At 66.2% G+C, this 25,856-nt stretch carries 17 protein-coding genes; 7 read left to right on the forward strand and 10 right to left on the reverse strand.

Annotation, left to right across the window (positions count from 1 at the left end; translation table 11 throughout):
• Positions 1-9 precede the first annotated feature (9 nt).
• Positions 10-2,718 (reverse strand): M14 family metallopeptidase, encoded by a 2,709-nt coding sequence (locus JMT67_RS00575; RefSeq protein WP_201462429.1) that lies wholly within the window; start codon positions 2,716-2,718, stop codon positions 10-12.
• A gap of 496 nt (positions 2,719-3,214) precedes the next feature.
• Positions 3,215-4,513 carry an MFS transporter gene (locus JMT67_RS00580; protein ID WP_201462430.1) on the reverse strand — a complete coding sequence of 433 codons (1,299 nt, stop codon included), beginning with the start codon at positions 4,511-4,513 and terminating at the stop codon, positions 3,215-3,217.
• 68 nt (positions 4,514-4,581) lie between these two features.
• Here JMT67_RS00580 and JMT67_RS00585 point away from each other — a divergent pair, with 68 nt between their 5' ends.
• The gene (locus JMT67_RS00585; protein ID WP_152949854.1) at positions 4,582-4,824 is read left to right on the forward strand and encodes a TonB-dependent receptor plug domain-containing protein; all 243 of its coding nucleotides are present in this window, start codon (positions 4,582-4,584) and stop codon (positions 4,822-4,824) included.
• Here the strand turns inward: JMT67_RS00585 and JMT67_RS00590 are convergent.
• Positions 4,806-6,380 (reverse strand): sodium/sugar symporter, encoded by a 1,575-nt coding sequence (locus tag JMT67_RS00590; RefSeq protein ID WP_201462431.1) that lies wholly within the window; start codon positions 6,378-6,380, stop codon positions 4,806-4,808. The genes JMT67_RS00585 and JMT67_RS00590 overlap by 19 nt on opposite strands.
• Positions 6,381-6,510: 130 nt before the next feature.
• On the opposite strand from JMT67_RS00590, the gene JMT67_RS00595 reads away from it, so the two are divergent.
• From JMT67_RS00595 to JMT67_RS00615, 5 genes are all read left to right on the forward strand, one after another.
• On the forward strand, positions 6,511-6,696 hold the full coding sequence (locus tag JMT67_RS00595; protein WP_054765350.1) for a hypothetical protein: 186 nt from the start codon (positions 6,511-6,513) through the stop codon (positions 6,694-6,696).
• A 106-nt stretch (positions 6,697-6,802) separates the two neighbouring features.
• The gene (locus JMT67_RS00600; protein WP_201462432.1) at positions 6,803-9,739 is read left to right on the forward strand and encodes a TonB-dependent receptor; all 2,937 of its coding nucleotides are present in this window, start codon (positions 6,803-6,805) and stop codon (positions 9,737-9,739) included.
• Between the two features lie 64 nt (positions 9,740-9,803).
• Complete coding sequence (locus tag JMT67_RS00605; protein ID WP_201462433.1) at positions 9,804-11,093, forward strand: purple acid phosphatase family protein; 1,290 nt, start codon at positions 9,804-9,806, stop codon at positions 11,091-11,093.
• The gene (locus JMT67_RS00610) at positions 11,093-11,968 is read left to right on the forward strand and encodes a glycerophosphodiester phosphodiesterase family protein (RefSeq protein WP_201462434.1); all 876 of its coding nucleotides are present in this window, start codon (positions 11,093-11,095) and stop codon (positions 11,966-11,968) included. Before JMT67_RS00605 ends, JMT67_RS00610 begins: the two co-directional genes overlap by 1 nt.
• Before the next feature lie 146 nt (positions 11,969-12,114).
• Entirely contained in the window at positions 12,115-12,372 is a 258-nt protein-coding gene (locus JMT67_RS00615) for a phospholipase domain-containing protein (RefSeq protein ID WP_201462435.1), read from the forward strand.
• Here the strand turns inward: JMT67_RS00615 and JMT67_RS00620 are convergent.
• The 3 genes from JMT67_RS00620 to JMT67_RS00630 form a co-directional block, all read right to left on the reverse strand.
• Complete coding sequence (locus tag JMT67_RS00620; protein ID WP_201462436.1) at positions 12,356-15,367, reverse strand: TonB-dependent receptor; 3,012 nt, start codon at positions 15,365-15,367, stop codon at positions 12,356-12,358. The two genes, JMT67_RS00615 and JMT67_RS00620, sit on opposite strands and share 17 nt — an antisense overlap.
• A 157-nt stretch (positions 15,368-15,524) precedes the next feature.
• A complete protein-coding gene (locus JMT67_RS00625) occupies positions 15,525-16,508 on the reverse strand; it encodes a FecR family protein (RefSeq protein WP_201462437.1) in 984 nt (327 codons plus the stop codon).
• A complete protein-coding gene (locus tag JMT67_RS00630; protein ID WP_201462438.1) occupies positions 16,505-17,008 on the reverse strand; it encodes a sigma-70 family RNA polymerase sigma factor in 504 nt (167 codons plus the stop codon). Before JMT67_RS00630 ends, JMT67_RS00625 begins: the two co-directional genes overlap by 4 nt.
• Positions 17,009-17,254: 246 nt before the next feature.
• Between JMT67_RS00630 and JMT67_RS00635 the strand changes: the two genes are divergently transcribed.
• Complete coding sequence (locus tag JMT67_RS00635) at positions 17,255-18,760, forward strand: tryptophan halogenase family protein (RefSeq protein ID WP_201462439.1); 1,506 nt, start codon at positions 17,255-17,257, stop codon at positions 18,758-18,760.
• Here the strand turns inward: JMT67_RS00635 and JMT67_RS00640 are convergent.
• From JMT67_RS00640 to JMT67_RS00655, 4 genes are all read right to left on the reverse strand, one after another.
• A complete protein-coding gene (locus JMT67_RS00640) occupies positions 18,724-20,262 on the reverse strand; it encodes a PepSY-associated TM helix domain-containing protein (protein WP_201462440.1) in 1,539 nt (512 codons plus the stop codon). The genes JMT67_RS00635 and JMT67_RS00640 overlap by 37 nt on opposite strands.
• Positions 20,263-20,264: 2 nt before the next feature.
• The gene (locus JMT67_RS00645) at positions 20,265-20,840 is read right to left on the reverse strand and encodes a DUF2207 domain-containing protein (protein ID WP_233455744.1); all 576 of its coding nucleotides are present in this window, start codon (positions 20,838-20,840) and stop codon (positions 20,265-20,267) included.
• Positions 20,837-23,119, reverse strand: a complete 2,283-nt coding sequence (locus tag JMT67_RS00650; protein WP_201462441.1) for a TonB-dependent receptor — start codon at positions 23,117-23,119, stop codon at positions 20,837-20,839. Before JMT67_RS00650 ends, JMT67_RS00645 begins: the two co-directional genes overlap by 4 nt.
• Positions 23,120-23,231: 112 nt before the next feature.
• On the reverse strand, positions 23,232-25,847 hold the full coding sequence (locus JMT67_RS00655; RefSeq protein ID WP_233455745.1) for a PAS domain-containing protein: 2,616 nt from the start codon (positions 25,845-25,847) through the stop codon (positions 23,232-23,234).
• Positions 25,848-25,856: the final 9 nt, after the last annotated feature.

Consider the following 25,856-nt stretch of genomic DNA (forward strand, 5'->3'; position numbering starts at 1 on the left):
CTTTCAGAGTCAGGAGCCCGCCGCTGTCGCCGGGCCGTAGAACAGGGCGTTGAACAACAGCCGCACCGAGGCCCGGGCCTGCGCGCGATTGATTACGTCCGGCCCCAGGATGATCAGCCGACCCTGCCCCATAGGCGCATCGACCACGGCGGCGGCGCCGGCCAGTTTCTCGGGCCCTATGGCCCAGCCGCTCGACACCACAGGGGTCGCTGGGTAACGGGCGGCGATCCGGGCGCCGTCGCGCACGGTGAAGGCCGCGTTCTCGTCGAAGAAGACATCCAGTCGCGCCGGCAGGCCGTAGGCCAGGGGCTCGGCCGGATCGACGTCCATCGCCAGCAAGGCGCCGGGGATGAAGAAGTCGGTGGAGGGCAGGGGCCTGCCCGCGTTCGAGAGCACGTCCTCGATCGGCGCCCCCAGGGCCAGGGCCAGTTTATGGGCCGATCCTGCGGTCACGATCGTGCCCCCGGCCTCGGCGAAGCGGGTCAGTTGCGGCAGGGTCTTCTCTCGCGTCACGGCGCCCAGCCAGGAACGATAGGCTTCGGGAATCGTCTCGGGATCCGGCTGTCCGCGCCCGCTCCCGTTGGGGAAGTCGCCGGGCAGCAGATCAGGCGCGAACACCAGGACGTCGAAATCCCTGTTCAGGTCACCTGCGTCGAGACGCTGGGGGTAAACGACCTCGAAGGGGAACTCGAACTGCTCCAGCAGCCAACGGGTCCAGCCTGCGGACATGGAGCCGCCGTAGCGATCCACCAGACCGATCCGCACCGGCTTCAGCGCCATGGCGTCGCCCGCCGGCGCGCGCGACACCGCCTCGGCGTTCAGGCCCAGTTCGGCGACCGCCTGTTCGACCAGGACGCGCGACGTCTCGCTTTCCGGAATCCACAGGGCGCCGGGCGCCAGGGTGCGCGCGCCGAGACGAACCTCGGTCTTCTGCCAGAACACCGGCTGCCCCGCCTTCAGCAGACGGTTGCTCAGGATGAAGCTGTTGATCGCTGCATGATCGACGACGAAGCCCGCGTCGCCCCGTCCGCGAATCTTACCGGCGGGCACGGCGATCAGGTCCGGCACGCGCTCCAGCGGCGCCTCGAACGGATCGAGAATCCGGTCGAACCTCACCCCCATCTGCAGCGCCAGCGTATAGCCGGTCGCGTCATAGGGCAGGACGGGAGGACCGCCGGGATATCGCAGGTCGTGCGGATGATCCTGCGGTTCGAACATGTCCAGCACATGCGGCCGATAGGCCTGGTTCGTCCGCACGATGAAGGATCCCGCCGGATAGGAGGTTCCGGCGATGGAGAAGGCGCGGGTCGCGCGATCCACGTCCACGCCGGTCTTGATCAGGCTGTTGAGGAAGGCGATCGCCGTCGGCAGATCGGCCTGGTCTGCCGGGATGACATAGGCGCGCGGATCGCGCAGCGCCGGATCACGCAGCACCTTGTCGTAAAGGGCGGGATCGACGGTGCGGCCGGTCTGGCCTGCCGCCGCCGCCTTCAGGGCGTCGATCCGCGACGGGGTGACGCGCCAGGTGTCGGTCTCCCCCCGCGCGATGGCGTTCGCCCCCATACGCCAGATGTTGAACAACAGCCGGTCGCGATTGCGCGAGGCATAGTCCAGCACCGCCCGATTGATCGACAGCGAATAGTCGATCGACTGCCGGAACCGCCAGGTCTGCGGTGCGATCGGGGCCGGCAGATCGTTCCGCGGCAACTGGTTGTCCGGAACCAGGGCGATGCGGCTCGGCGTCGGGTGCCCGGTGATCTCCGTCAACAGGCCGATGGCGTTATGAAAATAGGTGATCGACCGCTCCATCCCGTTGTTCCAGGTCGAATAGGGGGCGCCGCTGCGCATGGTCGCGCCGGGCTTTCCCTCGGCGACCAGCCGGTTGTGCATGGCGGCGGCGACTTCCGACAGGGTGGTCATCGCCAAGGGGTCGTAGTTGTAGTTGAAGGGATCCCGGAACGGCGGCATGAACACGACCGTCCCGGCCGGCGCCGGCTGATGGTGGTTGTAGACGATCTGAGGGAACCACTCCCGGAACAGCATCCGGTTGACGTTGGTCGTCTCCGTCATCGCCGACAGATAATAGTCGCGATTGTTGTCGTGGCCGACGTAGGCCTGATAGAGGCGCGGCAGGCTGGCGAACTCCCGCTTCTCCGGGTCCTCCTCCCGCATGTACCAGTCCGCCACCAGATCCCAGCCGTCCGGATTCAGTGGTGCGAACAGGATGATGACGTCGTCCAGCACCCGCAGGGCCTCGGGATCCTGAGCCGTCACCCATTCATGGACGGCGGCGATCAGGGCCTGGGGCGGCACGGTCTCGGTCGCATGCAGGCCGCCGTCGATCCAGACCACGGCCTTGCCCTCGGCCGCCAGGGCGCGCGCTTCGGCTTCGTCCACGCCCTCGGCCTTGGCCAGACGGCGGGCGATGTCGCGATAATGATCCAGGCGCGCGATGTTCGCCGGAGACGAGACGGCGGCCACATACTGCGTCCGCCCCTCGGTCGTCTTGCCGACCTCCATCAGCTTCATGCGGTCGGACTGGGCCGCAAGCGTGTGGAGATAGGCTTCGAACTGCCGATAGTTGATCAGCTGATAATCGTCGCCGACGTCATGTCCAAACGCCGCATTCGGGGAGGTGATATGGTCCGTGTGAGCGGCTGCCGGTCCCCCAAGCAGCGCGCTCGCGATTACAATCGCCGCCAGAATTCGGTTTAACATCTTCTATCTCCGTTCCCGTCCATTGATTTGGACGCACGGCGACCCGGGTTTCCTCCAACATGGCAACGCAGGCGCTCTAGGAAACGCATCGCACAAACGGGACCATGTCGGAGCTTGTCTCCTGGCAGGGCCGTCGGGTTTTCTAGATCCAGGGTCGGCAATCGCACTCCTTTAGCTGGGACCTGCAGACGCTAGCTCGCTTGGGTGATCGACGCCATCGGTGGTGATCACGACGCCGCCATAAGAGTGGTCCACCAGAATAACGTCGCCCTATTCCGGTCCTGCGCGAGGTCGATGGAATCTCCTTGGTCGCTACGCCCGACCACGAGCCGGCCGCCATGATCGCCTATGTGGAGGGACTTGGGCGCCGACCGGCCGTCAAGCCAACGGCGCCCGACTGAGCCTTTGATCTGTGTCAGGTCGGCTGTCGGATCCGCGCCCTCGCTTTCCCATATGATCGGCCAGATCGCGACATCAGATGGGATGTCGACGCTGTTCAGGATGTGCGAGGTGGTGATGCGCCCATGGTTTCGGAAGCCAGCGTGTCGCCCGTTTCGCGAGGCGCAGCCCGTCGCGCCAGAATGATCATTCCTATCGACGTCAGGACGGGGCCGGCGGCCATGAATCCGCGCAAACCCTCCGGGGTCACGCCCGGATGAATTGCGGCGGCGACGATCAGCACGCCCAGCGCCAGGGTGATTTTCGCCAGGGCGCTGAAGATGGCGAAGGCGAGGCCCTGACGGTGGGCCGGAAGGCGGGACGCCCAGTCGCTGAAGCTGGCCCATTTCGCCATGCCCAGACCGCCGTTGCCCAGGCCGAACAACCAGGCGCCGATGACGAAGGCGATCGGCGCGTCGAACGGCGCCAGGAGGAAGACCACGGCCCCGGCGGCCTGGAGCAGAGCCGAAACCGTGAAAAGGGCGACGCGGCGCGACGGTGGAAAGACCATGAGCCAGAGCGGTTGGCCGCAGCAGACGCCTGCTGCGGCGGCGATGATGAGGGCGCCGCCCGTCGTCGATGAAGCGAAGGCGCGGGTCGCGAAGTAAGGCTCCAACTTCTGAAACAGAGAAGGGCCCAACATCATCAGGACCATCATGGCGAACAGGGGCCATAGGGCCGCCAAGCCGAGGCCCGGTCCTTTCAACGAAGCCTGCACGTCAAGGTCGGCTGGATCCGAGCCCCTCAGGCGCCGGTTCAACAGACCCGCCGTCGTGATGGCGACCAGGGCCGCGATCAGCGCCAGGACGATGAGCATGACGCCGCCGCCGCCGCGCCGCTCAGCGGCGATCAAGGGCCCGACCACGGCGGCCACGCTCAGATTGCCCAGGCCGCTGGCGAAGATGCGCGTGACCGCAACACGCGACCGCGCCTCAACCTCTGCGGTCGCATTGGCCATCAGGGAGTTCTGAGAGACGTCATAGACGGCGAAGGCAAGGCGAAACAGGACGCCCGTCGTCAGGGCCCAGCCCACGCGCATCGGATAGGGAAGCAGGGCGGTTGCGACCACCCCCACCAAGGCGACGCCGCTAAAGATCGCGCCGAGGGATTGCAGGCCGGCTGCGCGCGTCATGCCCGCCGACCGGCGAAACAGGATGCGCCCAGCCTGAAGATCGAAGATCGCACTGATAAGAAAACCGATCGCCAAGACGCCGGCCATATGGGCGGGCGTCAAACCTGCAACCTCGGTCAGAAAGAAGGCGAACAGAACCTCTCCGCCGTACCAGAACAGACTCTTTCCGTAGTGAGCTGCACCATAGACGGCGGTTGTGGACCACCGGTCACGCCTGCCCAGCACCGAAACGCCCCCTGTCTCCCGGAAGCTTTCCTGAAGCGTCCTAGAGGCTTTCACCTTAGCAGCCGCTTGTGACGGTCTCGCAACTGGGGCGCTGGGCGTCGCCGCAGCCAATCTGGGCGGTTTGGGCAGGCAATACCTTAGTCCTGGTCAATGGACGAGGCATCGCCGGCGCGGCCGGGATCAAAGACGGTTTCGCAAACCTGAGCGGTATTCCGCTGAGCGCCGCGGAGCGCGCGGATATCACCCAGGCGGGTTCCTCGGCCGTTTACGGATCAGACGCCCGTCGCTCACCTCACCACCAGATCGAATAGACGAGGATCAGGAAGGCGATGACGCCGAGCCCGGCGAGGTTGAAGCCGAGCGAGGTCTTGTAGCTGATCTTGTCCAGCTTGATCTTCATGGCGTCGGGCTTGGCCGGCGCCAGCAGCGATACGACCACCGCCGCGATCAGCGAGACGATGAAGACGACGCCGACGCGGTTCATGAAGGGGAAGATGAACTGACCCGTCTCCTGCAGCCACCAGAAGACGGCCGACAGAACCACCGAGCCGATGGCGGCGGTCAGGGCGCCGGCTTCGGACGCGCGCTTCCAGAACAGGCCCAGCATGAAGATGACGACGATGCCCGGCGTGAAGAAGCCCGTGAACTCCTGGATGAACTGGAAGGCCTGGTCGAAGCCGCCCAGCAGGGGACGGGCGGTCAGGATGCCGATGATCACGGCGGCGACGGCGGCGATGCGGCCGACCGTGACCAGTTGATGCTCGGGCACGTCCTTCTTGATCTTGGCGTAGAGGTCCAGGGTGAAGATGGTCGAGATCGAATTCACCTTGGACGCCAGCGAGGCGATGATGGCGGCGATCAGGGCGGCGAAGACCAGACCCTTCAGACCGACCGGCAGCAGGTTCATCATTGACGGATAGGCCTGGTCCGGCGCCGACAGGTTCGGGGCCAGCACCAGGGCGGCCATGCCGGGCAGGACCACGATCACCGGCATAAGCAGCTTCAGATAGGCGGCGAAGGCGATGCCCTTCTGGGCTTCGGGCAGGGACTTGGCGGCCAGGGCGCGCTGGATGATGTACTGGTTGAAGCCCCAGTAGCTGATGTTCATGATCCACAGCCCGCCCAGCAGGACGGCGATCCCCGGCAACTCCTGATAGTGAGGATTATCCGGCGACAGGATCATGTCGAACTTGTCGGGGAACTCGGTCAGCAGGGTGTTGAAGCCGGCCAGCGCGCCGCCCGCGCCGCCGATGGTCGACAGGGCGATGAAGCCGATGATCAGGCCGCCGCAGACCAGCAGGGCCACCTGGACGATGTCGGTCAGGGCCACGGCCTTCAGACCGCCCCAGAGCTGATAGGCCAGGGCGAAGACGCCGATGGCGACGATGGCGTAGTCCTGGTTGAAGCCGGTGACGGTGTGGACGGCGATGGCGCCCAGCCACAGGATAGAGGTCACGTTCACGAAGACGTAGAGCAGCAGCCAGAAGACGGCCATCACGTTTCGGATCGTCGGCCCGTACCGCTGCTGCAGGAACTGCGGCATGGTGACGATCTCGTTGCGCAGGAAGATCGGCAGGAAGAATTTCCCGACGATCAGCAGGGTGAGCGCCGCCATCCATTCATAGGAGGCGATGCCCAGGCCGATCACATAGCCGGACCCGCTCATGCCGATGATCTGTTCGGCCGAGATGTTGGCCGCGATCAAGGAGGCGCCGATGGCCCACCACGGCAGGCTCCTGGAGGCCATGAAATAGTCGGTGGAGGTCTTGTGCGCGCCGGCCTTGCTGCGTGAGACCCACTGGGCCAGGCCGAAGATGAAGACCGCGTAGATCGCCAGGATCGCCAGATCGACGCTTGCGAGCGACATAGTGTATCCCCCCGTTCGGCCCATTCATTCGAGCTCGAACCGGAGCCTAGGTTAGGCCCCTGAACGCCGCAACGATTTTAATAGATGCGGCTGGACGTGCTGGAGCCGCTGTCCTTGGGGGGAGGCGGCGATGACCCGCTCGCAGATGTCGGCCGCCCGCGTCCTGCACGCGGCCTCTGGCCTGATGTTCTACGCTCCCTTGGAAGAGATTCCCGAGGACGAGCGTGATGCGACGCAGCGGTGGTCCGGCTCCGCTCAGGCGGTCGCCAAGTCGATAAGGCGTGGGCGGCGCCATCCAGGATTGCCCGTTCGGTAAGGATCGGCGACGCAGAGATGAAATGTTGATGACGCCTGTCAGCTTGGTCTGATCGCTCCGTCTCTCTGTCGTCTGCGCCTTCGGCAGACCTCGGGGGATCACACCAATGAACATCAAATCGCGCTATCTGGCGGCGGCGGGAAGCCTGGCCCTGGTCGCGGCCTTCCCGCAATGGGCGGTCGCCCAATCGCAGTCGCAATCGCAGTCGCAGTCACGGCCCGCCTCGACAGAGGCGGAGGAGGTCGCACAGCCCCATCCCGCCGTCCTGGATGACGTCGTCGTCACCGGCTATCTGCAAGGTCTGCGTCGCTCGATCGACGAGAAGCGCAGGAACGACATGATCTCGGACAGCGTCAGCGCCGACGACATGGGCAAGCTGCCGTCGTCGAACCTGACCGAAGCCGCATCGCGCATTCCCGGCGTCTCGGCCGTTCGCAACCACTTCACCGGCGAGGGCGACCGGGTCGTGATCCGGGGCATGGCGACCGAGTACAACGCCTATGCCGTCAACGGTGTCCGCATGGGCGGCACGGGGTCGCCGAACGACAACTTCTTCCGCGGGGTCCGGCTCAGCTTCCTGCCGACCTCGGGCGTGGACTCCATCACCGTCTATAAGAGCCTGCTCCCCTACATGGACGGCGACGCCATCGGCGGGACGATCGACATCAAGACGCCGACGGCCTTCGACTACGCTCCGACCTATGCGGCCGGTTCGATCGAGGGAACCCTGCTGCAACAGCGCGACGACCGAACCTCATGGGCGGCGGACGTCGCCTTGGGCAAGCAGTTTTCGGACCGGTTGGGTCTCTACGTCACCGGCAACTATTCCGAGCGCGGGTCTCAGTTCGAGCAGATCGGCAACTCCGGGGACAACATGCCCCGCACCTGGTACAGCACGACCCACAGTCTTGATTTCGATCCCAAAACCTTCGTCGCGCGGGGTCTGGAGATGTCCACCGGCGACACGGATGTGACCCGCTGGGGTTTCAACGGCTCGTTGGACTACCGCGGCGACAACCACAGCTTCCACCTGCGTGGTCAGTACAATGAATATGAGGAAACGCAGTTCAGGAACCGTCTGAACTTCCGCAACGAAGGCGGCACCAAGGTCTCGGCCCGTCTGGAGCAGATGGACAAGACGCGAGGCGACCTGGCTCAGCCCGCTGACGCCGTCGTAGGCTACGACCCCAAGCTGGGGGCGATCTACGCCTACACCCCCGCCCAGATAGTGGACCGCGACAAGGACGGAAAGATCACCGACGCCGACAAGGGCGCCGCCGGCTTCTACAGCCTGAACGGCGCCTCGGGCGCCTGGGACCCCAAGGGCTTCCGTCTGCGCCGCTATTGGGAAGGCGGCACGACCGAGGGCGTGCTGCAACTGATCAACCTGGGTGGCGAAAGCCGGTTCGGCGCCTTCACCCTGGACTATGACGCCTCCCATTCGGAGTCGGAAGACAACATCATCGACAGCTACGACATGTATTTCGGCCGCAACGCCTATCTGTGGAAAGGCAACGAGGGCGTCGAGATCGTCAGCCAGGATGATCCGCAGTATCTGAAATGGGTGCTGAACCCCGCCGGCATGGCCGCCGTTCAGGATCTGAAGGAATACACCGCCTCCGGCCTGAGCGGCGAATACGGCGGCGCCAAGGAGACCTTGAATCAGGCCCAGTTCAACCTGCGCTACGAACCCGCCGGGTCCTGGCTGCAAGAGGTGCGGGTCGGCGCCAAATACTACAAGTCCGAGCGTGAACGCCGTCAGGGCACGCTGATCGATCTGGCGCCCACGGGAACCATGGCTGACTATTCGGCCCTGTTCGGCGAACCGGTCACGGACATGTTCGACGGCCGCTACACCGGCCTCTACCAACTCGGCGCCGTGATCGACACGGACAAGATGATGGCCGAGATCGATCGCGCCAAGGCAGGGAACTCCACCCTGCTGGCCCTGAAAGAGACGGAGTCGCTCGATTACGCCTCCACCTGGTTCTACGACGAACAGGTGGTGTCGGCCTATGTGATGGGCACGGCTCGCTTCGGCGCCGCCGAGATCATCGCCGGGGTTCGAATGGAGGACACCGACAACGAAATCCGCGCCTGGACGGAAGATCCGGTGCGGGGCGAAGACTACGCCCTGGACAACACCGGCTTCACCAACTGGCTGCCGTCGGTGCATCTGAACTATGATCTGACGCCCAGCGCCAAGCTGCGGGCGGCGATCTGGACCAGCGTGTCGCGCCCGGACATCAACCGGATGACCTCGGTCAAGGAATACAGCTACGACCAAGATCCCGACGGCGACGGCAAGACCAATCCGACCACGGAGTGGATCCTGACCGGCATCGTGCAGGGCAATCCCGGACTGAAGCCGATGACCTCGATCAACTATGATCTGTCGGCGGAGTATTACAACGGCCGGACCGGCGCCTATTCGGTGGCCCTGTTCTACAAGGATCTGGACAAGTTCCTGTACCGGTCGTCCTCATCGGTTATTCGCGACGGCACCCTGGGCGAGTTCGACGATCCCTCGGGCATCTCCGTCTCCATGCCGATGAACGGCCGCAAGGCCGAAATCCACGGCGTGGAGATCAACGCCCGTCAGCAACTGCAATGGCTGCCGGCGCCGTTCGACGGCCTGGGCGTGGCCCTGAACGCCACCATTCAGCGTTCGTCGGCCGAGACCGGCCTGTCCTGGCACCCCCAAGGCTACACCTTGCCGTTCATGGAGACGCCCGACCACATCGTGAACCTGGAGCTGTTCTGGGAACGCAACGGCTGGGAAGCCTATGTCGCCTATAACTACCAGGACAAGTCGCTGGAAGACATCGAGGACTTCGGCAACGACCCCTATGAGCAGGACTACCACTTTGTGGACCTGATGATGCGGCGTCAAATCACGCCGAATCTGACGGCGACCTTCAAGGTGCAGAACCTGATGGACAGCTATACCTACTACTACACCTTCGGGTCCGGGAAGGGCGGCGTTCGCGACTATATCGAGAACGGCCGCTATCTGAGCCTGAACCTGAACTGGCGTCTCTGACGACGTCCGGCCGCTCGCGGAAGACACCGCGAGCGGCCTCTTCTTCTCCTACCGAGGTATTCCCATGCGCCTGTCCTTGCGTCTCGCTGCGGCCCTGTCCTGTAGCGTCCTGGCCTTCGCCGCCGTCCCGCCCGCCCAGGCTGAGAGCCTGCCCGAACGGGTCATTGTCAATCTGACCGAAACGCCGGCCACCAGCCTGGCCTTCAACTGGCGCGCCGAAGCCGGGGGCGGGGAGGGGTTCATCGAATATGCGCCCCTGACGCCCGGACCGGCCTATCCTCAGACTGCAGTGCGGATCGCGGCGAAACGCACCGCCGCCGCCTTCACGACCCGCGATCAGGAGCAGGTTTCCGCCGACTACTACAGCGTCCAGCTGACCGGCCTGACGCCGGACACCCAATATGTCTATCGCGTCGGCCGCGAGGGCGCTTGGTCGGCGTGGCGTCAGGTCAGAACCGCCGCCGCCGAGGCCCGCCCCTTCACCTTCCTCTATGTGGGCGACGTCCAGAACGACATCCGCTCGATGGGCGGCCTGGCCGTGCGTCGCGCCCTGCGTCAGACGCCGGACGCGGCCTTCATGCTGTTCGCCGGCGACCTGATCAATCGGGCTGACAATGACGGGGAATGGGGCCAGTGGTTCGACATGGACCCGCATCGGCTGGCGGAGACCCCGTCGCTGATGACGCCTGGCAATCATGAATATATGAAGCCCGAAGGCGCGGAGGCACAGCAGCTGGCGCCCCAGTGGCGGCTTCAGTTCAACCTGCCGGACAACGGCCCCTCCGAATGGCTTAGCGAAACCGTCTATCGCGTCGATTATCAGGGGGTGCGCGTCATCTCGCTGGACGCCGACATGATGGATGAAGACCCTCAGTCGGCACGTGATCAACTGGCCTGGCTCGAGGGTCAGTTGACGGACAATCCGGCGCGCTGGACCGTCATCCTGATGCACTATCCGCTCTATTCGACGGCTAGGGGCCGAGACGGCGCCGAGTTGCGGGCGGTGCTTCAACCCGTGCTGGATCGCCATCACGTCGATCTGGTCCTGGCCGGTCACGACCACACCTATGGACGCGGGCGGCCGCACGATCAGGGCCCGGTCTATATGGTCTCCAACATCGGGCCCAAACAGTATCCGCTGGGCGACATCGACTGGCCAGTCCGCAAGGGCAGCGGGATTCAGGTGTTCCAGCAGATCGAGGCGACGCCGGATCGGCTGACGGTGCGGGCCTTCACTATGGACGGTCTGCTGTACGACGCCTTCCAGCTCGACAAGACCGGCCAGGGCGCGGCGCGCCTGACCGACCTTAAGCCTGCGACCCCGGAGCTGATCCTGCGACGGGAGGACCGGTGATGCGCCGGCGCGTCGGTCTGGTCGGGCTGATCGCGATCGCGGGGCTGGCGGCGGCGCCGGCCCTGGCCGATCCGGTCTGTGGAGAGACTGCGGCCATGTCGCGTCTTCAGACCGACCTGGCCCAGCCGCGCGGCGTCTTGCTGATCGCGGCTCACCGGGCGGGGCATCTGGATGCGCCGGAGAACTCTTTGGCCGCCGTCGATGAAGCGGTGCGCGAGGGCGCCGACATCGTCGAACTGGACGTCAAGGTCTCGGCCGACGGCGTGCCCTTTCTCATGCATGATCGGACGGTGACGCGGACCACCGGCGGCGTCGGCGAGGCGGAAAGCCTCACCCATGGCCAACTGCGGGATCTGCGATTGGCGAACAGCGCCGAACCGCCGCCGACCCTGGTTGAGGCTCTCCGCAGGACGTGCGGTCGGGTGCTGGTCGATCTGGACATGAAGACGGATCGCGTCGCGGCCGTGGCGGCGGTGGTGGAAGGACTGGGGATGACCGACCAGGTCGTCTTCTTCGACTCGGACGGAGAGGTGCTGCGGGCGGTGCGACGGCTCCTGCCCCGCGCGCACGTCATGCCGCGCGTCGACCGTCCAGACGGTCTAGGGGCCGCGCTCGCGGGACTTGCGGATGTGGCGATCGTGCATGGCGATCCCGACTCCCTGACCCCGGACCTTCGGCGCGGCGTGCGCAGCCTGCCGGCGCGGATCTGGGTCAACAGCCTGGGCGAGGTGGATCACGCCGTGGCGAGCGGCGCGCCGGATGTCTGCGCTCGTCTGGAGGGGCTGCTGGGGCTGGACGCCAACGTCATCCAGACCGACCGACCGCGCGCACTGCGGCGCGCCGTGACCGACTGCGGGCTTTCGGCGCGTCCGTGATGGAGGTCCTGCCGTCATGGGGGGACTGGAGGCGGGACGCCCTCGATCCGTCCCGCGTTCGGTCAGGCGGCTTTGGCCGGTCCAGCACAGGTCCGACCCCCGATCCGGTCGGCGGCCGGTTCAAAGCGGCGTCGGCGTCGGTGCGCGTGAGGACGCCCCGCCGGGGGCGGGGACTGATACTCGAGATCGTGCTGGGCGAGGACGCCTGGTTCTGTGTCAGCGACGAGGCGGGCCTTTATCCCACGCGCCGCCACAGGGTCAGCGCCGGCGCGCCCTTGCGCCTTCGCCTTCCGGTTCGGGCGGACGGCGGCTACGACCTGACCGTCTCGCGCCTGGGCGGCGACTTCAGGGGGCGATTTTCGGGGCGGCTGGCGTCGAAAGAGCAGGTCAGAAGCTGCGGCTGATCGCCAAGGTCACCGTGGGCCCAGTACGGATGTATTCGCGCAGATCCTCCGATCCCGAACCGAAGGTGTACCAATAGGTATGACTGTTCAGCAGATTGCGGACCTGGATCGAAGCGAAGCCGTCTGCGCCCCACCGCCGCCGAAGACTGACGTCCACAAAGCTGTAGGGCTGTTCATACGGGTCGTTGGCGAAACTATCCATGCCTTCCAGGAAGCCCGACTGGCGGTTCCAGCCGGCCGCCGCCTCCCATCCGCCGCCTTGCCAGAACAGTTCGACGCTCGCCAGGGTCTCGGGCGTCTCGGTGAAGGGGAGACGATCGCCGCGGCGCCAGCTGATGTTGGCGTCGGCGCGGCTGACCTGCCAGGTCAGATTGGCCGAGACGCCCAGGCCGTCCAGCGGCGCGGGCGCCCAGTCCAGGTTGTGACGGATCGCCAGTTCCATTCCGCTTATCCGCGCCTTGCGCCCGTTGGCGTAGGCCCGCACGGGCGCGCCATGCTCCTCCCCCCGCTCTATCAGCCCGCCGTCGCGGATCGAGCTGGTGGAGGCCCGATAGAGGAAGTTGCGGATATCCTTGTGAAACAGGGCGGCTGACCAGGCCGTTGATCGACCATAGCGTTCCAGCGACAGATCATAGCCGACCGCCTCCATGGGTTTCAGATCCGGATTGCCCTGGCGGATTTCCTGAAGGGTCCAGTCGGTCTTGGGATTGGTCTTGCCGTCGCGGTCGGGGTCCTGGTCATAGACATACTGCCGCGCCGTCGTCATTCGGGCGATGTCGGGCCGGGCGAAACTGGTCCAGACCGCAGCCCGCAACACCCTGTCGCCGTGAAAGGAGCGGCGTAGGTGCAGAGACGGCAGCACATTGGTGAAACTGTTGCGGCGATGGTCTCGGCCGTCGCCGCGAAGCGCGTCCAGGATGGGATAGCTGACGTCGGATCGGGTGTGTTCGATCCGGACGCCGCCCGTGATCTGGGTCTCATCCCATCGGGCGGCGGCCATGACATAGGCGGCGGCGTCCTGTTCCTTCAACCGAAAGCGTTCTGTGTCGGTCTGAGCCTTGAATTTGGGATCGATGGTGAAATAGGCGCTGTCCCCGCGATAGGCCCGGTCGATCTCGGCCGCCATCCGCCGATTGTCCAGGACGACGCCCAGGCGGTGGTCGCCGACATAGCGGCCGTCGAACAGGTCGGTGACCGGCGTACCGAACAAGCCGGCCAGGTCGGCCAGGGTTTCCGGACCGATCAGGTCGGGCCGGGCGGCGCCCGAGTTGCGGCGGCTGGAGCGCATGTAACGGCCCCCGACTTGTATCGACTCCAGCCAGCCGCTGGGCGGCGTATAGGTCAGATCGAACTGCGCCTGGCCCAGGGTTTCGGACGTGCGCTCCCACTCCTCGCCCAGATGTCTGAAATCAAAGGCGGCGGGGTCCTGAACCGCAGCCATGCCTGCGGGGTTGAGCCCCCACAGGCGAAAGCGCGGGTCGCCCGTCTCGATCACCTGCATCCCGCGATTGCCCAGCCATTCGACCGCGTCCGTCCGGAACTCCAGAAGCGCGCCGTCGTCCAAATCGTCCCTGGACCGCGACAGCGACAGGTCGTAGGCGATCCGCCAAGGACCGCCCCATCGCCGTCCGCCCAGGGTCAGGGAGGACAGGAGGCCGGATTCGCGGGTCGATTCCCAGAACCGTCTCAATCGGAACCCCATCGGATCCCACACGCCCGAAGCGCCGGCCAGGCTGTAAACGGAGCGGACCTTGCGGTCGGCGTCGGTGATCCGTCCGTCTCCGTCCACATCCTTCACGTCTGCGGTCGAATAGCCGTAGATGCGCCCCAGGCTGGGATCAGACCCAACCACCATGGCGTCCGGCTGAGCCAGACCGGTTCTTCGGCTGTCCACCTGGACCAGCCGCTCGGTCCCCGCCAGGCCGTCGTTGCGGAAGTTCAAACGGTTTCGATACTCCTCGCCCTCATAGCGGTTGTACTGAAGCCGCAGGTGAAGATCCTGCTGTGCGCCGCGCCAGTCCAGGCTTCCGTTCAGACCCAGGCGACGCACCTGGGTCTCGCCGACCGCCAACTCCATGCCCCTCATGACGAACTGGTCGAAATCCCAGCCGGTCGAATAGACGGTGTCGAACCAGACCGGCGGCAGGTCGTCGCTGTCGCCGCCGACCATCTCAAACTGCGAGCGGGCGTCGCTCCAGTTGGCGGCGACGAACAGACCCAGCCGATCGCCGAACCGATGCGAAATCGCCAGGGCCGCCTTGCCCGACTTCGGTCGGTCGAACCGGGTCAGCCAGCCGTGCTCGACCGACAGCCGCACATGGTCGCGGTCGGTGTCGAAGGCTGTGGGGGTCTGGATGTCGATCAGCCCGCCCAGGGCGTCGCCGTCCAGATCGGGCGTCAAGGTCTTGCGCACGATCAGGTTCTGGATCCCCTCGGGCGGCAGATAGCTGAGACGGACGCCGCGATAGAATTTGTCCGCCCGCGACCCGGCGCCGCCCAAACGCACGCCGTTGATTCGATAGGCGTTCCATTCGGTGGACATGCCGCGAACCGTCAACCGGTCGCCTTCGCCGGTCTGATGGTTGCGGACGGCGTTGACGCCGGGCAGACGGGAAAGACTTTCCGCCAGATTGTTGGTCGGCAGCAGGCCTTGATCATCGGCGCTGACCACGTCGCTGACGCCGTCATAGGCGCGTTTGATCGCCAGGGCCTCGTCGATCGCGCCCTTGCGTCCCAGGACCACCACCTCTTCTAGCTCGGCCGCGGGCTGGGGCTGGGGCTGGGGCAGGGGCTGTGGCTGGGCGCGCTCGACGATCAGGGTCTGGCCCACGATCCGGCCTCGCAGATCGGGGTGGGCGGCCAGCAGCCGGTTCAGGGCGGTCCAGGCGGTGGTTCGGGTCTGTATCCCCGGCGTGCGGCGGCCCCCCACCAGATCGGCGTCCGCCAGCACCGCCAGACCCGATTGGCGCGACAGCGCCCGAAGAGCCTCGGCCATTGGGCCGCTGGATATCTGAAATCTATGGGCTGTTCGGTCAGGTGTGGACTGAAGGTCCCGAGCTTCAGCCTGTGCCGGCAAAAGCCCCGCCGCAAGCCACAGGCTCGTCGCCGCTACGGCGCTCCACAGCCTTGCACGGCCCGTCCCCATGCCTGGCTCACCGCTCGATCAGCAGACGGCCGGAGGCATCCCTGCGAAGGGTCAGGCCCTGCATGTCCGCGATGGTGGTCAGGACGTCCTGAGGCTCAGAGGCGGCGAACCGCCCGCTGATCCGGCGGCGGCTCAAGGCGGGATCGGCCAACTCGGCCTTCAGCCCCGGCGATCGGCGCTTCAGCTCGATCAGCAGGTCGGCCAGGCTCATATTGTCCGCGTCGATCCATCCCTCGGTCCAGTCCGGCGTCGTCACATCGGCGTCCAGCCGCTGGATCGGCCCGGCGGCGCCGTCGCTCAGCAATCGGCGGCCGGCGGTCAGAACCTGACGGCGCTCGGGATGGTTCAGCGGAACCACCTCGACCCGACCTTCCAGAACCGTGACCTCCACCGCGCCGCCGCTGCGTTCATCGACGTTGAAGCGCGTGCCCAGGGCCGTGATGCGGTGGGTCGCCGTAAGGACGGAAAACGGACGTTTGGCGTCCTTGGCTACTGAGAAGAAGCCTTCGCCGCTGAGCCAGACATCGCGCCGTTCCGGTCCGAAGGCCGTGCGGACGCGGCTGTCGCCGTTGAGCTGGATCAGAGAGCCGTCCTCCAGCGCCGCCTGAAGACTTTGCCCCGCTACGCCCTCCAGCCTTTGTTCGACGACGACGGGCGCAGAGGGCCACATCAGCACGGCCAGCGCCGCGCAGGCCGCCGCCGCTAAGCCGCCGACCCAAAGCCGTGAAGACCAGCGGTGGAACAGCCGAGGCGCAGGAGGGAGGCCGACGCGCCCAGAACGTCCGGCTTCGGCCGCCAATCTCGCACTGACCGCGGCAAGGGCGGGATCGGTCAGCAGGCGCTCCTGGGCGTCCAACAGGCGCGCGCGGTCCGGGGCCTCCGCAAGCCAGGCGCGCAGCGCCTGGTCAGCCGCTGCGTCCATCTCGCCGCAGCGGCGCCGGTCCGCCCACAGGGCGGCCTGTTCTTCCGGGGTGGGCGCAGACGGCCTCATCGGGCGCGCTCCATGTCCACCGCGCGGCGGACCTCGACGGCCGCGCGGCTGAAGTGTTTCTGGGCCGCCTCGACTGAAATGTTCAGCCGTGTGGCGATCTCAGCGTAGCTGAGATCAGCTGACTGTCTCAGCACAAAGACTTCGCGCCTCAGCCGCGGCATGCGCTGAAGCGCACGGGTGAAAAGGTCCGCTCTCTGCTTCATGTCGAGAACCTCGAATGGAGAGGGGGCGTCCGACGCCGCCGCCTCGTCGATCGCCTCTCCGGCCGGGGGAGAGGCGAGGCGCCTGCGATCGCTCAGCAGGTTCAGGGCCACCCGGAAGGCGTAGGCCACCGGATCCTTCAGCGGCGCAGCCTGAGATCGCGCCAGGACGCGGGCGTAGGCCTCCTGACTGATGTCGTCGGCGTCCTCATCATTGTGGACGCGGCTGCGGACGAAGGCGCGCAGACGCACGGCGTTCTTGGCCAGCAGTCGTCCCGCACCCAGATCCTGAACCGACATCCCACCTCCGCGGGCCCACCCGTTGGGCCGCGCTTTTACGGCTCAACGATGACGTTCCGAAAACAGTCCGGCGAATAATCGCGGCGACGGCCTTCGCCAACCAAGACGGTCAGGCGCTCATTGACGGGGAGGGCCGACGACGAGGGATGACGTCTTCTGACGCATCGCCCCAATTGCCGAGATCGCCGCTCTTGCCGAGTCGCGTCGCTTGCTGCCAAGTTTCCCGAAAAACGAGGAAATGCGAGCGTGCGCCAGTTGAAGAAGATCCTGATCGTCGGGGGCGGTTCGGCCGGCTGGATGGCGGCGGCCTTGTTCTCCCGCCTGTTTCGGGGGCTTTACGACATCACCCTGATCGAATCGGAAGCGATCGGCACGGTCGGCGTGGGCGAAGCGACCATTCCGGCCATCAAGACCTTCAACGCGCTGATCGGTTTGGACGAGGCCGACTTCATGCGGCGGACCCAGGCCAGTTTCAAACTGGGCATCCAGTTCATCGACTGGGACCGGATCGGCTCCAGCTACATCCACGGCTTCGGCGTCATCGGGCGCGATCTGGAATGGCTGCGCTGCCACCAATACTGGCTGAAGATGCGCGCTGCGGGTCGCGCGTCGGACTTCGCCGCCTATTCGATCAATACGGCGGCGGCCTTGCAGAACCGTTTCATGCGGGCCGATCCCCAGAGAAATGGTTCGCCGCTGGGCCATATCGCCCATGCCTTCCATTTTGACGCCGGTCTTTACGCCAAATATCTGCGCGGCCTGTCGGAGGCGGCGGGGGTGCGACGGCGCGAGGGCAAGATCGCCTCGGTTCAGTTGCGGCCCGACGACGGCTTCGTCCAGTCAGTGACGATGGAGGACGGGGCGGTGGAGGCGGCCGATCTCTTCATCGACTGCTCGGGCTTTCGCGGCCTGATCATCGAAGAGGCGATGAAGACCGGCTATGAGGACTGGACCCATTGGCTGCCCTGCGACAGGGCCTTGGCCGTGCCCTGCGCCCGCACCGAACCCTTCACCCCCTACACGCGCGCCACCGCCCGGCCGGCCGGATGGCAGTGGCGCATTCCGTTGCAGCACCGCACCGGCAACGGCCACGTCTATTCCAGCCGCTATATGGACGAGGCGGAGGCCGAACGGATTCTGCTGTCCAATCTGGATGGGGAACAGCTGGCCGAACCCAATCGCATCCGTTTCGTCGCGGGCAAGCGACGCCAGGTCTGGAACAAGAACTGCGTCGCGGCCGGTCTGGCCTCCGGCTTTCTGGAGCCTTTGGAATCCACCAGCCTGCACCTGATCCAGTCGGTCCTGACCCTTCTGGTGCGACTGATGCCGGACGGCGGTTTCGACCCGACCACCATCGCCGAGTTCAATCGGCAGATGGACTTTGAATATGAGCGGATCCGCGACTTCGTCATCCTGCATTACAAGGCGACCCAGCGGGACGACACGCTCTTCTGGAGGGATTGCCGCGACATGGCCGTTCCGGACACCCTCCAGCGCAAGATGGACCTGTTCCGCGCCAACGGCCGGGTCTTCCGCGAGGACGATGAGCTGTTCACCGAGGAAAGCTGGATTCAGGTCTTCCTGGGCCAGGGTGTGATCCCCGCCGGCTATGATCCGCTGGTCGACGTCACGCCCGAAGCGGAGATCGAGCGGTTCCTGAACGATGTGGAGACGGTGATCGGCAAATGCGTGGCGGTCATGCCGTCCCACGCCGACTATGTGGCCCGGGTCTGTTCTGCGGTCGCCGCCTGACCGGCCTTGCGTTCGGGGTTCAGAACGGTCCAGGCCAGGACGGCAGAGATGGCGGCCAGGGCGCCGTTCATGGCCCAGGCGGCGGAGTCTTCGTAACGGGCGCCGTGGCGAACCAGGTGTGTCAGCACGACCAGCCCCAGGGCGACGGCGGAGACGAGCCGCAGGATGCGCGACAACCGCGCCGGTTCGACCCAGACTGACAGTCCCAGGGTCGTCCCCGTGACCAGACCCCAGACCAGCAGGGGCGTCGAGGCGGCGGTGGAGGACAAGCCCAGGACAATAAGGGCCGAGGCGGCGAAGGCGAGGGGTTGGCTCCAGACCGCGCCGATCCAGATCCGTTCCCACCGCGGCGCGGGGCGGCCCTTGTCGCGTCGCCGCGCCAGCCAGATGGCGACGCCGCTGGCCGTCACCGCCGTCAAGGCCAGACCCAGCAGTCCATAGGCGATCTTGACGACGATGCCGCCGAACCAGCCGAAATGCAGCGGCCCCAGGGAGGCCAGGATCTTCTGCCCCAGGTTCGGCTCAGCCGTGCGGCTGATGTCGAGCAGGCGACCCCGTCCGTCGAAATAGAGGTTGGAGCCCGCCATCACCCGATTGGGTTTGGCGACGTTGACCACGACCGTCTGCCCCTGTTCCGCAGGGTGTTCGATGCTGATGAAGGTCGGCCGCGCATCGGGCGCCAGCCGCTGGGCCGTCTCGATTGCGGCGGCCAGGTTGGGCGGGGCGACCGCCGGGCGCGGGTCGTCGGGGATGACCGGAACGAAAAGCGCGTAGGCCTTGGAGGTGTCGCCCTGGAACATGGCCAAGGCCAGAATTCCGACGATGAGGGTGCTGAGGCCCAACAGGGCGCCCGTCAGCGAGACGATGACGTGAAAGGGCAGGGCCCACACACCCGCCCGATTGTGCAGATCGGCTTCCTGCAGCCGCTTGGCGCCGCCCCAGCGTAGATGAAAGGCGTCCTTGAACACGCGCGGATGGGCTAGGACGCCAGAGATCAGCGAGGACAGAAGGGCGACCCCCGTCAGGCCCACGACGAAGCCGCCCCAGGCGCGGGGCAGATGCAGGGCGGTGTGCAGCAGGACCATGAACTCGGTCCAGACGGCCTCGCCTTCCTCGCCCAGTCGCCCCGTCGCATCCGCGGCGTAGGTGTGCTCCACGCCGGCGGCGTCCGTGCTGACGGTCAAGCGAGGCAGGTCCGGGGTGGGGGGCAGGATGCGGACGTGCTCCACCGTTGTCGAGGAACGAGCGATGGCCTGTTCCATGGCGGTCTGCAGGGCGGCCGGCGTCACTGCGGCGATGGGCGTCGCATTCGGCTGTTCCCAACGCTGGAACTCCCGCGCGAAGACGGCGACCGATCCTGAGAAACAGACCAGATAGATCAAGGCTGCGAAGGCCAGGCCGAGGGCGGAGTGGCCTGCCAGGACGGACCGGACGAATCCAGCCGGGACCTTGGGCCAGATGGGCTTGCCGGCCTTCTTTGGATCGAGGCGGTTGTCCTTCATCGTCAGAACCCCTTGAGCATGGCGGCGGCGAAGGTCGCCAGGCTGACGCCGACCAGGACGGCGGTGGCGCGCAGGATCTTGTCGTCGGCCAGGGTCCAGGCCATGGCGGCGCCCCACAGCAAGGGCGCCAGAAGTCCGCCCAGCACCAGCCGGGTCTCGGCCGCGCCGGGACAGAAGGCGACGAAGGCGATGGCGGTGCCCATGGCGGCGATCATGCCGATCGGTCCGGCCAAAAGGGCGCGAAGCCAGCCCCGCCAGGCCTTGGCGCCCCGGTTGGACGGTTCGGGCGCCAGGCTGCGTTCGGCCCGTCCGCGCGCGGTGCGCCGTTCCATGCCCCAGGACACCACCAGAAGGACACAGACCGAGATCAGCGTCACGGCGATGAAGGGACCACGCGCCGGCCCCAGCCAGAAGGCGGAAGCGAAGACGAGTGCGGCCAGGACCGCCCAGCCGCCGATGACCCACAACGGCCGTCGCGCGGTGCGACCCCCCCGGGCGCGGCGCAGCACCCGCCCCCCGCCGACCCCGCCGGCGATCAGCGGGATCGACGCGAGAACGGTGATCGTCTCCGGGCTCACCAGCGCGCCTGAAGCATCAGGCCCACGACCCGCGGATCGCCCAGGACGGCCTGGTTCGTCTGGGCGCGGTCGTAGCTCATATAGTTTTCGTCGAAGAGGTTCTTGGCGTAGACATAGGCGCCCCAGGGGCCGGTCTCATAGCCGATCTTTCCATTGACCAGGGTGCGGCCGCTGACGCGGCTGTCGCCCTGGCTGAATCCGGTGCTGGTGAACACCTCGGATCGATAGTTGGCGTTCAGATTGGCGACGAAGCCGTCGCCCCAGCGGTAGTTGCCGCCCAGGGCCAGGGTCCAACGGGGGGCGAACGAAAACTCCGAGCCGGTCAGATCGCTGGTCTGGCCGTTCACCGTGGTCGTGAACTCGTCGAACTGGGTGCGGGTGTAACCGGCAGAGGCGTACCAGTCGAAGGTGGACGAAAGCCGGTGCGCCGTCTCGATCTCGAAGCCGTACAGATGCGACCGACCGGCGTTGACCGTGTGGCTGTCGTACAGGTTGATGCCGAAGTTCACATTGACCTGCTGGTCAGTCCAATCGACATAGTAGGCGTTGGCGTTGACGGTCAGGGCGCCGTCCAGCCAGGCGGAGCGCAGGGAAGCCTCATAGTTCCAGGTGTATTCGGGATCATAGGCGAACAGCTGGGATCGGGCCGTATTGCTGCTGGATCCGCCGGAACGATAGCCGCGCTGGACGACGAAACCTGCGGTCACGTCCGGCGTCAGGTCGTAGAGTACGCCCAGCTTCGGCAGAAAGGCCTCGAATTCTCGCGTGGCGGGGGGCGTGGCCGATCCCGCCTGGGCCACCATGGCGGCCACCCCGGCATTGATTCCGGTCACAGCCAGATACAGGGGCGAACCCGCCGCGCCGAAGGCCGCCGGATCGGGATAGACGCCGGCGAACCGGGCCGATTGCGTGACCTGGGTGGTGTTTTCCTCATGATCCCAGCGGAAGCCGCCCACGATCGACAGGCGGTCGGTCAGGTTCCACTCGCCGTCGCCGAACAGGGCGTAGGTCGTGACCTGGGCGGGAAAATCGCCCGTATAGTCCACGGGAATGACGGGCAGGACGGCGGCGTATTGGGCGGCGATAGCGGCTGCGGCGGAGGTCGGGAAGCCGCCGGCGCTCAGGAGGCCCGCAATGGTGTTGACCGGCGTCGGCACGTCGGTGCGGCTGGCCGAAATGCGCCTCTGATCGCGATCATAATAGAAGGCGCCGATCAGGCCGTGCAGACGGTCGCCTTGATAGTTGAGGCGCAACTCCTGGGTCAGGGTCTCGAAGTCGTCGCCGTTCTTGCCGTAGCTGACGGCCTGGGCCGTCCCGTCGCCGTCGTACTGAACACGCTGGGCCACATCGCTCCAGGAGGTCACGGCCGAGATCGACAGCCGGTCGGACAGCCTTTGGGTTAGCTCAAGGGTCGCCAGATCGGCCTCGACATGGCTCAGGTTGGCCGTGTCCGAGAAAGCCCGCCGGTTCTCGTAGAAGTCCGGCGCATTGGTGTTGGTGTAGACGAACAGGTAGCCGCCGTCGCTTTCGAACCGGGTGTAGCCCAGGCGCGCCTCGAATCCCGGCAGAGCCTTGGGCGTCCACAGCAGCCGTCCCCGTACCGTCAGACTGTCGACCGGGTCTTCAGGCTGGTCCAGGGTCACATTGTGCGTGAAGCCGTCGCCGTCCCGCTTTTCAGCCGACAGGCGGAACGCCAGCTCGTCCGCGATAAGAGGCCCGCCTCCGGCGACCGCCAATGTGGTTTCGTCAGGCGAGGCGATGGTGGCGCGGGTGCGAAGGTCCCAGTCGAAGGTCGGGTCCACGGTCCGCATCACCACGGCGCCGGCCAGGGCGTTCAGACCTTGCAGCGTCGATTGCGGTCCGCGGAAGACCTCCACCTGACGCATGTCCCAGACGTCGGTCGGACCGTTGAACGTGATGGCGGCGGGCAGGGGCGCGCCATCGACATAGATGGTCGCCAGGGAAGAGTCGCCGCCGCCCGACACGCCGTTGTTGTTGATGCCCCGAATCGTGAAGCCGTTGTGGCCGTAGGTCTCGGACATGTTGGCGGTGCGCTGGAAGATTTCGGCCAGCGACTGGATGGCTTCTTGGTTGATCCGGCGCGCGGTGACGACGCCGACGCTGGTCGGGGTGTCCTGCAACGAGCGATCCGTCTTTTCGCCGGTGACGACGACCTCATCCAACGTCGTCGTATGATCGACCGTTTGCGCCCTGGCCCCAAGCGGGCTCAGAGCCAGGACGGCGACGGCCGTAGAGGCCAGAAGGTGAAGTCGCGACATGGCATCCCCCGCTCGCTAAGTTCGTGCGGAGCGCCGTAAAAGGGTCAGTAATGCGAGTCAATCGCATTCTCAAAATAATCTGAGCCGTTCCGATGTTTCGGCGGATCGGGTCTCAGTCGGCGGTGAGGATGGCCTTAACCCGCCGGGCCAGTTCGTCCATGGCGAAGGGCTTGGTCAGTATGTGCATTCCCGGGTCGAGGTGGCCGTGGCTGAGGACGGCGTTCTCGGCATAGCCGGTGACGAACAACACCTTCAGATCGGGTCGGACCGCGCGCGCGGCGTCGGCCACCTGGCGCCCGTTCATCCCACCGGGCAGACCGACGTCGGTGATCAGAAGGTCGATGGGCCGGTCGGTATTCAGGGTCGCGAGCCCGGCCTTCCCGTCCTCGGCTTCCAGGGTGGCGTAACCCAGTTGGCCCAGGACTTCAGAGGCCAGCATCCGCACCGTCGGTTCGTCGTCCACGATCAGGATCGTCTGGCCCGCCGTCGCCTGGGGCGTGTCGGCGGCGCTCGGCGTCGGCTCGGGCGCTTCGGCCGCGCCCAGGTGGCGGGGCAGGTACAGGCAGACCATCGTCCCTTGGCCCGGTTCCGAATAGATTCGGACCTGTCCGCCTGACTGGCGGGCGAATCCATAGATCATCGACAGGCCCAGCCCCGTGCCCTGGCCGATCGGCTTGGTGGTGAAGAAGGGTTCGAAGGCCTTGGCCACGACGTCCGGCGCCATGCCTGCGCCCGTGTCGGACACGCACAGCGAAACATATTGGCCCGGCGGCAGTTCGCATTCCGCCGCCACCCGCTCATCCAGCCAGCGATTGCCGCTTTCGATGGTCAGTTTGCCGCCCTCGGGCATGGCGTCTCGGGCGTTGATGCACAGGTTCAGCAAGGCGTTTTCCAACTGACCCGGATCCACCAGCACGGGCCACAGACCGCCCCCGTGCACGGCTTCGACGGTGATGCCCGGCCCCATGGTACGCTGGATCAGCTCCTCCATCCCCCTCGCCAGCCGGGCCAGATCGGTGGGGCGAGGGGCCAGGGTCTGGCGACGCGAGAAGGCCAGCAGGCGGTGAGTCAGGGACGAGGCGCGGCGCGCGGCGCCCTGGGCGGCGGTGATGAAGCGATCCGCCTCATTGATCCGCCCTTCGGCCAGCCGCTTGGCCAACAGATCTAGGCTTCCGGTTATGCCCGTCAGCAGATTGTTGAAGTCATGGGCGATGCCGCCGGTGAGCTGTCCGACCGCCTCCATCTTCTGGGATTGGCGCAGAGCCTCCTCGCTCTTCATCAAGGCGGCGGTCCGCTCTTCGACTTGACGTTCCAGAGAAGCCGCCAGGTCCGCGAGGTTGCGCTCGACCCGTCGGCGTTCCGTCGCGGCGCGAGTCCGCTCGGCCACGTCGCGGATGAAGGCCATTTCGTCTTCAGGCCATGCACGGGTCGTGGCGTGGTTCAGATAGAGCAGGGCCACCAGACCGCCCTGTTCGGTCAAGGGCATGTTGACGAAGGCGCGCGCGCTGATGGCCTCCAGCGCCTGGGCCGTCTGGGACGTGCGGGGGTCCAGCCGCGCGTCGGCGATTACGGCGGTCTCGCCGCGCTTCAGCTCCTCGATGTAGGAGCCGTAGTCGCGGAAGTGCAGCACGCCGGCCAGCGTCTTTATTCCAGGCGCGTTCCAGTCGCGGTCGATGGTGATCGTCTCGGCCTGTCGATCGACCAGGCCGTAACCGGCGCGGCTGACCTCCAGGGTGCGGCCCAGAACCTGGGCCGCTGCGTAGGAGATGTCGGCGGGGTCGTCCAGATCGCGCAGGGCGTCCGACAGCTCCACCAGGGCGGTCCGCATCTTCTGGGACCGCACTTCGCGGGTGATGTCCTGGGTCACGCCCGCGATACGAAGCGGCGCGCCGTCCGCATCGCTGATCAGCACGCCGCGCGCCTTCATCCAGCGGGTTTCGCCCTGGGGCGTCACGATGCGGTGGGTGATGTCGTAGTCCGCGCCGTCGTTAATCGTGGCGTCGCTCTGGGCGCGAACGGCGTCGCGATCCTCAGGGTGGATCAGCGACTGACGATCCTCATAGGTCATCGGCCGATCGCTCGGCCATCCCAGCAAGGCCTTGTAGGCCTCCGAGGCCGCCAAGGATCGGCTGGCGACATCCACGCTCCAGGCGCCCAGCCCCCCGGCGGCCATCGCCAGCTCAAGTTCGCGCTCGCGTTCCTGCGCAAGGGTCAGGCGGTTCGTCAGCTCCGCCGACAGGGCGGCGTTGCGGGATTTCAGCCCCTCGACCTTTTCCCGGTCGCGTGTGACGTCCAACTGACTGGCGAAGAAATAGGCCAGGTCGCCGTAGCCGTCATAGACCGGCGCCAGCAACAGGCGGTTCCAGAAGGCGGACCCGTCCTTGCGATAGTTGCGGATGTCGATCTCGATCGGCGCGGCGTCTTTCACAGCCCTATGGATGCGCTTGACCGTCTCCGGCTCGGTCTCCGGCCCTTGCAGGAACCGGCAGTTTCGACCGAGAATTTCGGACCGCTCATAGCCGGTCAATCGGCAGAAGGCGTCATTGGCGAAGACGACCGGATTATCCGGCAGACGAGGGTTTGTCACAATCATCGGCATGCGGGTCGCCCGCACGGCGGCGACGAAGGGATCGGTCCCGCGGTCGATGCCAGCGACCTCATCGGCGATTCGCTCGGCGTCCAGGGCCTCCACCTGACCGTCGTTGGCGTTCCGCCTGTCCTTGTCCAAATCTCGCAT

The sequence above is a fragment of the Brevundimonas aurantiaca genome (assembly GCF_904830995.1).
Taxonomy (GTDB): domain Bacteria; phylum Pseudomonadota; class Alphaproteobacteria; order Caulobacterales; family Caulobacteraceae; genus Brevundimonas; species Brevundimonas aurantiaca.